The following is a 13,266-nucleotide window of genomic DNA, read 5'->3' as shown; positions in this document are numbered from 1 at the left end:
GAGAGATGGCTGGAGCGAGTCAGGACTGGATTTCTAAGGATTTTTACAAAGTGCTGGGCGTATCAAAGGACGCCTCGCAGGAGCAGATCAAGAAGGCCTACCGCAAGCTCGCCCGCAAGTATCACCCGGACCGTAATCCCGGTGATACCACCGCGGAGGAGAAGTTCAAGGAGGCCGGCGAGGCCTACTCCGTGCTCTCCAATCCGGATCAGCGCAAGCAATATGACGCGATCCGTGCGCTGGGTGGCGGCGGAGCGCGTTTCACGGCCGGCGGTGGCGGCAACAATGGCGGCTTTGACGACATCTTCTCCCAGATGTTTGGGGGAGGCGGCGCGGGGCGCACCACGTTCCGCTCCGGCGGTGCCGGCTTCGACGACGTGTTTCAGATGTTCACGGGGCGCGGCGGCAACCAGGGAGGTTTCGGCTTCCAGGCGCAACCGCAGGCCCAGCGTGGGCAGGATCAGCACGCCTCCGTGTCTCTGCCGCTGCGGCAGGCGGTTTCCGGCACCACGGTTAAGCTCAATGCCAACGGTCATTCGCTGACGGCGCGGGTGCCCGCGTGCGTGGAGGACGGCCAGAAGATCCGCGTGCGCGGCAAGGGTGCGCCGGGTGCCAACGGTGGGCCGAACGGGGACATCATCATCACCGTCCACGTGGAGAAGCACCCCGTGTATGAGATGCGCGGGCGCGACATCTACGTGAACGTGCCGGTCTCCTTCGGTGAAGCGGCGCTCGGTGGCGACGTCGATGTGCCCACGCTTGACGGCGGATCGGTGCGCGTGCGCGTGCCGGCCGGGTCCTCCACGGACAAGCTGCTGCGGGTGCGCGGGCACGGTGTGCCGGCGCAGCGCTCGGGCGGCAAAGCCGGGGATCTGTATGTTCGGCTCAAGGTGGTGGTGCCTCGCAAGATGGGGCGCGACGCCACCGAGGCTGTCCGCGCCTTCGTTGCGGCCACGGCGGAGGCGGACCCGCGCGCTGATTTTCGGCGCATGGCGGCCAGCTAAGGGCTGAGGGCCGGGCGAGCAGGTTTCGGTTCGCCCGGCCCTGTGCCGGTTTAGCTAGTACCGCGGGCTTCGGGTACTAACTGGCGACGACGACGTCGGCACCAGGCCTCGGGAGCCCGCCGGACCGAAAGCCTGGGCGAACCGGGTCCCGGAGGGTGGCTACGGCGTCGGACAGAATTGAACAGAACGTAACAACAAGCGCGATCCGCGCGGAAGGGGGACCATGACGGCGAGAGATGCGGCGGTGCTGACCGTTTCCGTGGCGGCCGAGCTGGCGGGCATGCACCCTCAGACCGTGCGGCAGTATGACCGGCTGGGACTGGTCAAGGCGCATCGCACGGCGGGGCGCGGGCGCAGGTACTCGCTGCGGGACGTCGAAAAGTTGCAGCGCGTGCAGAAGATGAGCCAGGATGAGGGCATTTCGCTGGCGGGTATTGCGCGGATTCTCGAACTCGAAGGGGAGCTGGAGCGGCTGCAGCGCACGCTCGAGCGGACGCGGGCGCGGCTGCGGGCGCGGGAGGCGCAACTGGAGGCGATCGACCGGAGGGCGCGGCGGGTCTTTGCAGCCGGGCCGCGCGGAGACGTGCGCGTGGCGGAAACCCGCGAGGAACTGCGCGAACTGCTGCGCGGTGGCATGGACGCAGATGCCGGGGCCGCTGGTGGTGTTGGTGGGGCTGCTGAGGCTAGCGGGGCTGATGTGGCGAGTGATGTCGGCGGGAATTTCAACGCAGGCAGAAACGCCAACGCTGGCGGACGCTACCGTGGCGGATACGCGATTCGGCCGCTCACGCACTCCACGGCACTGGTGGTGTGGACCGAAAGGTAGGCAGGCAGTGGGGTCGGGCCTGGCGGTAGGGCTGGGTCCGGCGGCTGGATTGTCGGCTGGATTGGTTCTGGCGACTGGGTAAGGCCGCGGGTTGCGGGTGTCGTCAGTAGGCAGTTCCTGCCGGTGGCTCGGTAGCGAACGGCGGATGGGTCGGGGCGCTTAGCGTAATGATCCACACTAGCCATAGTGGTTCCCATTGCGGGTGGGCCACGGCTGCCAGGCTGGGCTGGGGCCTGGTTCCCGCCGGGGCGGGCAGCCGGGGATTACAGCATGAAGTGGACGATGATCGCCATCACGATTCCGATGATGCCGACGAGAGCGATCTCCATGAGGCAGCCGCCGAACACGCCCGGTGCTGATGTGTTCGAATCACTCTTGGCGGTGTCCTCCCGCTTCTGTGCCTCCTCTTCGGCTTTCTTCTGCGCTTTCAGGTGCTCCATGGCGACGGCAACAATGGCCTCGCGTTCGGTCTGCGAGGTCGGCACCGGATCCGGATAGGGCACGTCGGCCGGCCACCACGCGGGGTGCTTGGAGCCGGCTGGGGCAGAGACGTCGGCCGGCTGAGTGACGGGTGGCAGAGTGACGGGTGGCTGGCCGGAGGCCGGCTGCGAATCGGGCCGAGCCCCCATTGACTGAGCGCCTGCGTCCGGCTGGGCGGCAGGCACCTGGCCGGTGTGAGCGCCCGCCGGCTGGCCACCCATCGGTTGGCCGTTTCCCGGTTGTCCGTAAGTGGGCAGAGCCGTCTGGCCGGTGGCAGATACGCCCGGCGCCGGGCTTGCCGGTGTCGATCGAGGCGCGATCGTCCCCGTGGGCGTCGCCGCAGCGGGTAGTGGCGCAGCGGTCGCCACGTCCTGCGCGCTCGCCTGGTCCTGCAGCTCGGGCTCCCGCTGTTCCCAGCGTTGCTCGTCGTCATTCGCGGCCGGCTTCTGCCGGCCCGGCATGTCCTTCTCGCCAAAGTTGTTCACGTCCGATGTGCCCTGCTGGCGATTCTGCCCGTGTTCTCTTCCCATCGGCGCCTCCCAGATTTAGCGTACCTGCGAATGCGGTGCACATAACTCAGCCGCTATCCATGGTGCCGACTTTCGACCCCGGTACGCATCAGGCAACGCCCGCCGTGGCTCGGCACCGGGTTGCAGGTACCCGGCGCACCGGCGTCGAATCGGTACCCGTCCGCACTGCCCACTACGTAGGCCTGTGCTCCGGCGTCGAACTGCCCGCGATCCCGGCGGCCACCGTGACTGCGCAGACCCGCACCGCTTTGGCGTCGTGCAACCAGTAGCCCGGCCTTTCGCAGCCTCGTGCTTCTCCGGCGTCGTCGTGACCACGCCTAGAAACTGGGGTCCGGGAGGATCCAGGCGAAGAAGAGATAGATAACGAGCGGGACTCCAATGAAGACGCTCCAGAACAGGGTCATCCAGGCGTAATACCCAAGTTTGCCGAAGAACGTGAGCCGCTTGCCGTTGGTGTCGAAATTGTTGTGGCGCAGCGCGCGCTCGTAGTGGCTCGGGTAGGCGATGACGGCGAGGGCGAGCTCGTCGGCGGCCTCGCGTGTGTGCGGCATGGTATCGGGGAATGGCAGGTCTTTGGGGAAGTTGCGCGGCCGCTTGAGCTGGGGGCCGAGGGCGAGGATCACCTGGTCGAGCGTGCGCGTGGTGCCCGTGGGTGCGGGCGTGGGTGCGGGTGACGCGGGCTTCGTCGGCGGCGTGATCGAATTCTTGGCGCGCTTGCGGGACCGCGCTTTGGTGACGCGCTGGCTGTTGTTCGCCTTCTTTTTGTTCGACGACGTCGCGGGCTCGCCTGCGGCTGGTTCCGCGAGGCGTGCGGCGGCCTCGGTGGAAGCCGCGGTGGGTGACGCGGGCGCCGAGGTGGGCCGGGCCGCGGGGAACTGCGTCGGTGGCGCGTAGGCGGCGGGGCTTGGTGAGGCGGCGGACGGCGGCTGAGTGGCTGGTGGGGTGGGCGCAGGAGTAGCGGGCCTGGCCGGGGACGCGGCTGATGCCGTGGCGGCCCGCGCGGTGGGCGGCATGGCCGGCGCATTGGTGGGTGAGGTAAAGGTGGGAGTCGCCGAAGCGGCGGGGCCGTAGGCCGACGGCGTCGCGGCCAACTGTGTACCGGCCGATGGTGCCGTGGTCGCCCAGTCGGTGGGCGCGGCGTACGTGCTTGGCGTGCTTACCGGGCTGGCGGTGTGCGTGCCAGCAGTCTGCGGGCTGGCGGGTGGCGCGCTCGCGGGTCCGCGGAGGTTGACGGAGGACGGCTCGACCGGCCAGGACCGCTCGGAGTACGAGGACTGGTTGCCCGGGCCCGCGGAGCTTTGACCGGCCTGGCCCGCGGCCTGCGCTTCGGTCGCGTCCAATTCCTGCTCCTGCTGGCTTTGCCACTTGGCGTCCGGGCCGTCGAAGGCGGTGGGTTCCTGCCAGGCCGACGTGCCTTTCCTGTCAAAATCGCTGATGCCCCACGCGGAGCCTTGCTGTTGGTTGTGCTTGCGTTTGGCCATGGGCACCTCCTGAGTTGAGCGTACCTGTCGGAGGTGACCTGCGACGCAGAATTCAGGCCCGTGGTGCCCGGCGATGAGTGGCGCCGGACCGGCGTGCCCTGCGGCCGGGCGGATGAGCCAGCGCGGTGCCCGGCGATGGGTGGATGGGGCGGGAGGGGTGCGCTGAGTTGATGGTTTTCTCTTGAGTGGATGGCTAGTGCCCGGTTTGGGGGCTAATTCGGGCCCATAACCGGAAGTTTTCCGTCAACTGAAGAGATTCCTTACCGTTCAGCAGCCCACCCCGCCGGGCAAACCCCCACGGCCGGGCGAATCAGGCGGCGGGCACACCGCCGGCGGGTGGACGAGGCCGCGGGTGGACGAGGCCGCAGGGTGCGGGCGCTGTCAGGGGCTAGTTCCTACCGGCACCTGACCACCTCGCAGGCGGCTACCCCAGCTTTCTCGCCGCCTTCGCCACCTGACGCCGGTCCACCTTGCCGGAATCCGTTAGTGGCCAGGCGTCCCGCCAGGCCGGGTCCAGCTCGGCCCGCACCACGAATCTGGCCGGGGCCCACCCGGCGCCAAGCCGAGCCTTCACCGCCCGATGCAGCGCGGGCCCATCCACGGGGCCCGGCGTCACCGCCACCACGGCCTCGCCGGATTCAGCATCCGGCACACCCACCACGGTCGCATCCGGCACGCCGAGTTCCGCCAGCGCCGCCTCAATCAGCGCGGGCATCACGGTCAGCCCGCGGGTATTAATGGCGTCATCCACCCGTCCGAGCACTTCGAGCCGCGCGCCGCCCGGCTCCGTGCCACCGGCCAACTCCACCACCTGCAAGCTCTCCGGCGCGTGGCCGACGCCCGCGCTACCGCCCGCGCCAGCCACCGGCGCGCTCTCCCGCGCACCCACGAGACGCCCCACATCTTTCGTCACGTGGGTGCGCGGCGTCGTCGGAAGAAACGCGTCCGGATCCATTCCGCCCAGGTACCCGCGCGCCACCACGCTCCCGCGCAGGGAAATGCGCCCGGCGGCGTCGAGGCTAATCTGCACGTCACCGATGGGCCGGCCGTTGTACACGCAGCCGCCCGCGGTTTCCGTCATGCCGTAGGAGGTGACCACTTCCAGCCCGGCCGCGCGTGCGGCACGCAGAGTGGCCGGCGTGATGGCCTGCCCGCCCACCAGAATCGTGGTGCCGGCAAGCAGCCGCAGCAGCGCCGGATCCTCCAGTGCCCGGATGACCTGCGTGGGCACCAATGACACATACCGGTGCGGCTGGTCCGCCATTTCCCGCAGCCAGGCGGCCAGTGACTCGGCCGAGGCGTCAATCATCCGCGTCGGCGCGCCGGCCACGGCGGAGCGCACAATCGTCTGAAAGCCCGCGATGTGGAAGAGCGGCAGATGGCCGGTCCACGCGCCCGGGCCGCGCAGCGCCGCCGCCGTGGCCCGCCCGGAGGCTAGCACCGAATCCCAGCCGTGCGCCACGATCTTGCCCGTCCCCGTGGTGGAGCCGGATGTCCGCATGAGGAGCGCGGTGCCGGCGGGGTAGCCAAGCGCGGCCACCTCGGCGCTCGCGCTTGCCGGGTCAGTTTCCGGCCCGACCGGGAAGATTGGCGGAAACGGCTCACCCGCGCGGTAGGCCCGAAGCGAGCGGCGCACGGCCTCGGCGACGCGGTCGGCATCATCCGCCTCCCCGCAGCGAATCACCAGCGGCGCGGCGTGTACTACGCGATCCCGGGGCGCGGCTCCGGTACTGTGCGGGGCGACGACGTCGTCCCGGGTACCGCCCTCGCTATCTCCATGCGAGCGGGCGGCGCTGTCCTCGCTCGTTCCGGGGTCCTCAGCCCCGTTACGCATAGTGCGGGAAATCGCGGAAGTCCGGGTGGCGCTTTTCGAGGAAGGCGTCGCGGGCCTCCCGGCCCTCGGCGGTGGAGTAGGCCATGCGCGTGGCCTCGCCGGCGAACACCTGTTGGCCGGCCAGCCCGTCCTGGGCCATGTTGAAGGAGAACTTCATCATGCGCAACGCCTGCGGGGAGCGGGTGGCCATGATGCGCGCCCACTCCAGCGCCTTGTTTTCAATCTCCATGTGCGTGACGGCTGCGTTGACCACACCCCAGCGCTCGGCCTGCTCGGCGTTGTACTCCTGGCCGAGGAAGAAGATTTCGCGGGCGCGCTTGTCACCCGTCTGCTTGGCGAGGAGCGCGGTGCCGTAGCCGGCGTCGAAGGACCCCACATTCGCATCCAGCTGCTGGAAGCGTGCATGCTCGCGGGAGGCAATCGAGAGGTCAGCCACCACGTTGAGCGAGTGGCCGCCGCCCACGCACCAGCCCGGAATAACGGCGATGAAAATCATGGACGAGGTGCGCATGAGGCGCTGCACCTCAAGAATGTGCATACGGCCCGGGACGGCCGGGTTCACGGAGTCCCGCGTGCGCTTATTTTCCGCCTTGTCCGACGAACCCCCATACCGGTACCCGTCCGCCCCACGTACGGCCTGGTCGCCGCCGCTGGAGAATGCCCACTGGGTGGGGTCGCGCGGGGAGGGGCCGTTGCCCGTGAGGATGACGGTGCCGATCTCCATGGTCAGGTGTGCGTGGTCGATCGCCCGGTAGAGCTGGTCCACCGTCTCCGGGCGGAACGCGTTGAGCACCTCCGGCCGGTTGAAGGCGATGCGAACCACCGGGAGATCGCGTTCGGTGAGCACGGTACCGTCTTCGGCGAACGTGCGCTCCACACCGCGGTGATAGGTGACGTCCGCATCCGGGAAGCCATCCACGGAGCGCCACTTGCGCGGGTCAAAAACATCAGAAACTTTGTTCGGCAGTGGTGATAGCACGCCGCCAGAATAGCCGGGTTGGGTGCGCCCGGGTAGGGCGGGGCTGGGTGCGGTTGGGCGTGATTTTTGTACGACGCCGAAGTGCGGGCCGGCGGTGTCGAATTTTTCGGCGGCATGCACGGGTTTTGAGTATGCCGGGCTGTGTACGACGTCGTCACTACCCGCGCCGCAAACTACGCGAGGTGCTGCCCGGCCGTGGCGACGTCGTCGTGGCGTTCGTAACTCCGTGGCTCCCAAGCCTTGCAGCGCGCGTAATATTCCCGCGTTGGCATCCGTGATCACGGCTTTCTGGCGCCGAATTCCTGCTGCCATCTCGATAGAATTATGGCATGCTCGCGGACTCGCCCACGGCGTGCCCAAATCCGTGCTAAGCGCGGTGAGCAATGAGGAAAGGAAGGCTCGTGTCACAGCAAACTTCCCAGCATTATCAGGGCACGGAAAAGCTGCTCTGGGGCATTGTGCTGGCAGTGCTTACTTTCTGGCTATTCGCCGGAACTGCAGGGACGGTGGCGCCGCAGATTCTCGCGGATATTAACGCCAATCATCCCTATCTGGATACCTCGTCTATGAACCCGGCGGTATCCATTACGGGCCTGATGTCTGGCCTATTTATTGTGTTGTTTGGTGGGCTGGCGGATCGGCTCGGGCGCGTGCGCGTCACCCTCACCGGTGTGGGCCTCAACATGCTGGGCTCGCTGCTGGTGGTGCTGGCCATGGGCGGCGCCGCGCTTCCGCTTCTCATTGCGGGCCGTGCCATCCAGGGATTTGCCGCCGGCTGCATCATGCCGGCCTCCATGGCGCTGGTGAAGGCGTACTGGGACGGCAAAGACCGTCAGCGCGCCGTATCCATGTGGTCCATCGGTAGCTGGGGCGGCTCCGGCCTCTCCGCGGTGTTCGGTGGCGTGGTAGTCCAGTACGTGGGCTGGCGCGGTATTTTTATCGCGTCCATCGTTATTTCGGCCATCGCCTTCCTCATGATCCTGGGCACGCCCGAATCGCGCGTGGCAAAGGATGGCAGCAAGCGTTTCGACCTCCCCGGATTCATCGTGTTTGTGGTGGCCACGCTGGCGCTCATGCTGGTGCTGCTCTACGGTTCCCAGTTCGGCTGGGCGAGCGTGCTGACCATTACCCTCGCGGTGATCGCGATTGTGGGCTACATCGTGTTTATTCGCATCGAGGCGCACCGCGATAATCCGTTTATTGATTTTGGTCTGTTCAAGAACACCACGTTCCGCGGCGCCACGCTTTCAAACTTCCTGATGAATGGCACCATCGCCATGCTCATCATCTCCCAGCAGGTGATCCAGATGGCGGGCCGTAAGGCCGACGGCAGCGCCTACACCGCACTGGACGCCGGCCTGCTCTCCATCGGCTACGGCATCTTCATCATCGCCTTCATCCGTGTGGGCGAGAAGCTGCTGCAGCGTTTCGGACCGCGTAAGCCGATGCTGTGGGCCGCGATCATCTGCATCATCTCCTGCCTGCTGCTCATGTGCACGCATCTGCTGATCACGGGCTACGTGGTGCTGGCGATCATCGCCTACTGCCTGTTCGGTATTGGTTTGGCCTTCTACGCCACGCCGTCCACGGATGCGGCGCTGGCCAACCTGCCGGCCGCGCAGGCGGGTGCCGGCTCGGGTATCTACAAGATGGCGTCCTCGCTTGGCGGAGCCATCGGCACGGCCATCTCCCTGGCCGTGTACTACGGGCTGCAGAACCAGCCGGTGCCGGACATTATTACCATGGCCGGCCGCACGGATAATGCGAGCGTGCGCCTTGCCGCCATGGTGGCCCTGGGCGTATCCCTCGTGTTCCTGCTGCTCACCATCGTGTCCATCGTCACCACCATTCCGAAGGGCGGCGGCAGCAAGACGGGCAAGGAAGAGTCCCCGGAGCCGCAGCCTCAGGTGGCGCCCGACGAGGCGAAGGCCGCCGTGTTGGCCCGCCTCTCCGCGCTGGATCTGTCCACCCTGGAGCGCATCGCCGAGGAGCAGGTGCCGGAGAAGTAGTAAGGCGGGCGGCGGCTGGCTCGCATTTGTGGTGACCAGCCGCGCCTTGGCGGGGTGCCGAGTCCCATGTGGGCCCGGCACCTTTTTGTGTGCTGGGGGCGGCCGCCGGGCTCCCGCGCTGCCTGATCCGCCCGGTTGCCTGCGCCGGGCCGGAGGATCCGCCCGGCCACGTGATCTGCTCGGCTGCCCGTGCCTTGGCGAGGTGATCTGTCTGGTCGCCCAGTTCCCGATTAACTGCTTCCGCCCACTCGCCCGCTTTCTCGCATCGGCGAATCTGCCCGCCGCTGGTCATCCTCGGGCCCATGTGCTTTGGTGCCCGGCCCGCTCTGGTGGGAGGGGTTCGCTGAACGGTAAGAGAACTTTTGAGTTGATGGATTCTTACCGCTTTGGGGGCCAAATTGGGCGGCCAACCGGAAGTTCTGCGTCAGCTCAAGAAATAATCGTCAACTCAGCGGGTGCCCGTCGCAGGATCCGCTCGGCCGCCGGCCGCCCCGCACGTTGGCGGAGTGATTCACCCAGCCGTTGGGCCCGGCGGCGCGCGCCGACATCGCGTGATCGGCTCGGCTGCCCGTGCCTTGGCGAGGTGATCTGCCCGCGCCGCAGGATCCGCCGGCCGTTGACCGCTGGCCGTTGACTGTCGGCCACCGGCCGCCGGCACCGCCTACTCGCCCAGCTTCCGATCAACCACCCCATTCGCCCGCACTTGCCCGGCTCCATTTTTGTCGGAGCCTGCAGGTAGCCTGAGCATGTGAGTGCTTTAGTGAGGATTTTCCGGTTCACGGCGAAACTGTCGCGGTATTACGTGGCTGTGGCAATTGCGTCTGTGCTGGTCGCGGCGGCCAATATTGCCATTCCGTTTGTCATTGGGCAGGCTACCGACCAGGCGGTGGGCGCGATCAGCGGCACCGTTCCCACGGCCGCGGCCATTCATACCGTGATTCTGCTGGCCGTTGCATTCTTTGTACTGGAAACGGCCTCGGTGATTGTCTCCTCGATTGGCGGATACTACGGGGACATCATGAGCCAGAAAATGCGCTCTATCCTTTCCGTGCGGTATTTCGACAAGCTCCTCACCCTGCCGCAAACCTACTTTGATAATGAGCTGACGGGCACAATCACTTCGCGCCTCAACCGCTCCATTATGGAAGTGACGAATTTCGTCAAGAGTTTCGCGAACAATTTCTTCGCCACCCTGCTCACGGTGGCGGCGGTGCTGGTGATCTCTCTGATTTATTCGCCGGTGCTGGCGCTGCTTCTGGCCATTATTTTCCCCGTATATACCTGGCTTACGGCCCTCACGTCGCGGCGGTGGCAGCGGCTTGAGGGCGTAAAGAATGTAGACATTGATACGGCCGGTGGGCGTTTTAATGAGGTGATCTCGCAGATGCGTGTGGTCAAATCCTTCACGCAGGAGCACCGCGAACTGGTGCGTTTCCGGAAGCGGTACACGCATGCGGAGAGAGTCACCGAGGATCAATCCCGCCACTGGCACTGGATGGATTTCATCCGACGCATATTTATGGCTCTTATATTTCTGGGAATTTACGCCGTCATCTTTGTGCAGACTGTGCGCGGGGCATTCAGCGTGGGCGAAATGGTGCTGCTGATCCAGCTCATGAACATGGCGCGTCAGCCGGTTCAGTCCATGAGCTACATCGTGGATACCGCCCAGCATGCGGTGGCGGGATCGCAGGACTACTTCTCAGTCATGGCACTTGAGCCCGCACCGCGCCCGCGGGTTACGTCCGCTCCGGTTAAGTCCGACGCCGATGTGGCCATTCACTTCGAAAATGTCACGTTTGGGTATGGGGACGACGAACCCGTACTGCACAATATTTCCTTTGACGTGGCCACCGGTGAGCGGGTGGCACTCGTATCCGAATCCGGCGGCGGAAAAACCACGATTACGTCGCTGCTGTTGGGCTTCTATCCTCCCACCAGCGGGCAAATAGAAATATTCGGGCGAGATATTAATACGCTGTCGCTGGAAAGACTGCGTGGGGAAATTGGTGTGGTTTTCCAGGACGCGTCGCTGTTTTCCGGCACCATCCGGGAAAATATTTCCTACGCACGGCCGGATGCCACCGATGAGGAGATTCGGCATGCGGTGCGGCGGGCCAACGCGGACCACTTTATTCGGCATTTCAAGGACGGGTATAACACGGTGATTGGGGAGCGCGGCCTCAAACTCTCCGGTGGGCAGAAACAACGCATTTCGGTAGCGCGCGCCACGCTTAAGGACGCCGATATTCTCATTCTTGACGAGGCAACCTCCGCCCTGGACACCAAGGCGGAACGCCAGGTACAGGCCGGGCTGGACAAGCTCATGGAGGGGCGCACCTCCCTCATTATCGCCCACCGGCTCTCCACCATCGCCACCGTGGATCGCATTATTACGCTCCGGGATGGACACATCGATGAGGTAGGCACGCCTGAGGAGCTCGCACACTCCGGCGGTATTTACGCGGAACTGCTGGCCTTGCAAAATGAGGGATCCCGCGCGGCCAAAAAGCGCCTGCGCGGCTACGAGATCTTCTAATGACGCCGGTGCGCGGGCTAGAGGTTGCGGCGCGGTGTTGTGGGTAGCGTGGGGCGGCGGCCCGGAGTGCGGGTTTCGCACCGTTCCGGCGGTCCGGAGTACGGGTTTCGCGCCATTCTGCCGGCCGCCACGCCGTGTTGTCAGCCGTTACTATTCGACTGGCCGCTAGCGCCGCTCGGCCAGCACCATCGCTTCCATGTGGTCCGTCTGCGGGAACATGTCCATCAGTCGAGCCTCTCGCACCCGATACCCGGGCATCCGCTCCAGGTCTGTTACCAGCGTGCGCGGATTGCAGGAAGAGTAAATCAGATAGCGCGGGGCGGTCCGCTCAATCCAGGGGGCAAGATCCGTGAGGCCGCGGCGCGGAGGATTGACCACCAGCACGTCCGGCACCCCACCTAAATCACGGACCGCAGCCGCCGCATCCCCGACAAAGAATTCTGCGCCACCCGCTGGTTCCCCTGCGCGCTCGCGCATTGTCTCCGCGCCGCGGCGTGCCGCCTCCACAGCCGGCGCCGACACCTCCACGCCCACCAAGCGCCTGCCCGGACTAGCGAGGGCCAGGGCAAATCCGCCCACACCGCAGTAGAGGTCCCACACCCTCGCGTGTGTCAGGCCCGCCGCCTCCAGCCCGGCCATCCAGGCGCGCGCCTGCGAGTACATGCCACTCGCAATCGTTGAATTCGTCTGGAAAAACGCGCCCGGCCCCACGAACAGCGGGAGGACATCGGCGTCGTCCAACCGGATGGGCATCGGCAGCAGTTCCTCCTCCGTGAGCACAAGTTCCGCGGCGCCCTCGGTGAGTGCTTTTCGCTCGGGCAACAGATTCGCCGTAATGACGCGGGCGGTGGGTAGCTGCTCGCGCAGCCAGGGTAGATGCTTGCGGATCCGCACCACTGATTCCGTGGAGCGCAGCACGAACCGCACCATGAGCTGGCCGGTTGGGGAGGCGGTGACTAGCACGTGTTTGAGCTCGCCCCGCCCCGTGGGCACATGAAATGGGGTGAGGGAGGCTCGGCGGATAAACTCGCGTACTATTTCGAACGACGCCGTCACCGCCGGCTCATAGAGCCCGCACCCGGTGAGATCCACACCCTCCTGCCCGGCGCCGAGAATGCCCAGGGTGGGTGCGGCGGTCGATCCGCCCGCCACCATCTTGGCCTTATTGCGAAAATACGACTCCGGGCCGGTGCATGGTGCGAGCCATGCTGGCTTCCACGGTGCGAGCATGCGCTCCAGGCGTTCCTGCTTCACCGCGATCTGGCGGGAAAATTCCACGCCCATGCGGGTGCAGGAGCGGCAAATGTTGGCGTCGAAATAGGAGCAGTGCACGGGGTTCAGCGTAGCGCGGGCTGCCGGTGGATTAGGTGGCGTGGAATTCGAGTGGTGTTGCAGGGGTGGCTTGAGGCGGGGTAGGGGTCGGGTCGATTCGGCTACGGCAACTCCGCCGCCGGTGACTAGTCCGTGGCGTGGGTGCGGGAGGATGGTGCAGGGCGGGCTGTGGGGTTGAGCCGATTCTGCTGCGGCAACCCGCGGCGCGTGGGTAACACGGTGAGGGCGGGGTTGAGGTGATGCATTTTTGTT

General features: G+C 66.1%; 9 protein-coding genes. 4 read left to right on the top strand and 5 right to left on the bottom strand.

What is annotated here, in order from left to right; genetic code table 11:
• The first annotated feature begins 5 nt into the window (after nt 1–5).
• Both EIH27_RS07435 and EIH27_RS07430 read left to right on the top strand, forming a co-directional pair.
• Nucleotides 6–1,004, top strand: a complete 999-nt coding sequence (locus EIH27_RS07435) for a DnaJ C-terminal domain-containing protein (protein ID WP_124040353.1) — start codon at nt 6–8, stop codon at nt 1,002–1,004.
• A gap of 223 nt (nt 1,005–1,227) precedes the next feature.
• Nucleotides 1,228–1,830 carry a heat shock protein transcriptional repressor HspR gene (locus tag EIH27_RS07430; RefSeq protein WP_124040352.1) on the top strand — a complete coding sequence of 201 codons (603 nt, stop codon included), beginning with the start codon at nt 1,228–1,230 and terminating at the stop codon, nt 1,828–1,830.
• Nucleotides 1,831–2,093: 263 nt separating this feature from the next.
• On the opposite strand, the gene EIH27_RS07425 is transcribed toward EIH27_RS07430, so the two are convergent.
• The 4 genes from EIH27_RS07425 to EIH27_RS07410 all read right to left on the bottom strand — a co-directional run bounded on the left by EIH27_RS07425 (nt 2,094) and on the right by EIH27_RS07410 (nt 7,134).
• Nucleotides 2,094–2,840: a hypothetical protein gene (locus EIH27_RS07425; RefSeq protein ID WP_124040351.1), complete on the bottom strand. Its 747-nt coding sequence runs from the start codon at nt 2,838–2,840 to the stop codon at nt 2,094–2,096.
• Nucleotides 2,841–3,157: 317 nt separating this feature from the next.
• Nucleotides 3,158–4,321 (bottom strand): RodZ family helix-turn-helix domain-containing protein, encoded by a 1,164-nt coding sequence (locus EIH27_RS07420; RefSeq protein ID WP_124040350.1) that lies wholly within the window; start codon nt 4,319–4,321, stop codon nt 3,158–3,160.
• A 424-nt stretch (nt 4,322–4,745) separates the two neighbouring features.
• A complete protein-coding gene (locus tag EIH27_RS07415) occupies nt 4,746–6,155 on the bottom strand; it encodes an AMP-binding protein (protein ID WP_124040349.1) in 1,410 nt (469 codons plus the stop codon).
• The gene (locus tag EIH27_RS07410) at nt 6,148–7,134 is read right to left on the bottom strand and encodes a 1,4-dihydroxy-2-naphthoyl-CoA synthase (protein ID WP_241153028.1); all 987 of its coding nucleotides are present in this window, start codon (nt 7,132–7,134) and stop codon (nt 6,148–6,150) included. The genes EIH27_RS07415 and EIH27_RS07410 overlap by 8 nt, the downstream gene beginning before the upstream one ends.
• 401 nt (nt 7,135–7,535) lie before the next feature.
• On the opposite strand from EIH27_RS07410, the gene EIH27_RS07405 reads away from it, so the two are divergent.
• Nucleotides 7,536–9,143 (top strand): MFS transporter, encoded by a 1,608-nt coding sequence (locus EIH27_RS07405; protein ID WP_241153027.1) that lies wholly within the window; start codon nt 7,536–7,538, stop codon nt 9,141–9,143.
• Between the two features lie 748 nt (nt 9,144–9,891).
• Nucleotides 9,892–11,682, top strand: coding sequence for an ABC transporter ATP-binding protein (locus EIH27_RS07400; protein WP_124040346.1), 1,791 nt, complete (start codon nt 9,892–9,894; stop codon nt 11,680–11,682).
• Between the two features lie 165 nt (nt 11,683–11,847).
• Here the strand turns inward: EIH27_RS07400 and EIH27_RS07395 are convergent, their stop codons facing one another.
• Complete coding sequence (locus tag EIH27_RS07395; protein ID WP_124040345.1) at nt 11,848–13,014, bottom strand: methyltransferase domain-containing protein; 1,167 nt, start codon at nt 13,012–13,014, stop codon at nt 11,848–11,850.
• Nucleotides 13,015–13,266: the final 252 nt, after the last annotated feature.

It is taken from the genome of Neoactinobaculum massilliense (assembly GCF_900604955.1).
Lineage (GTDB): Bacteria > Actinomycetota > Actinomycetes > Actinomycetales > Actinomycetaceae > Neoactinobaculum > Neoactinobaculum massilliense.
This window is presented reverse-complemented; position numbering and strand designations above follow the sequence as displayed.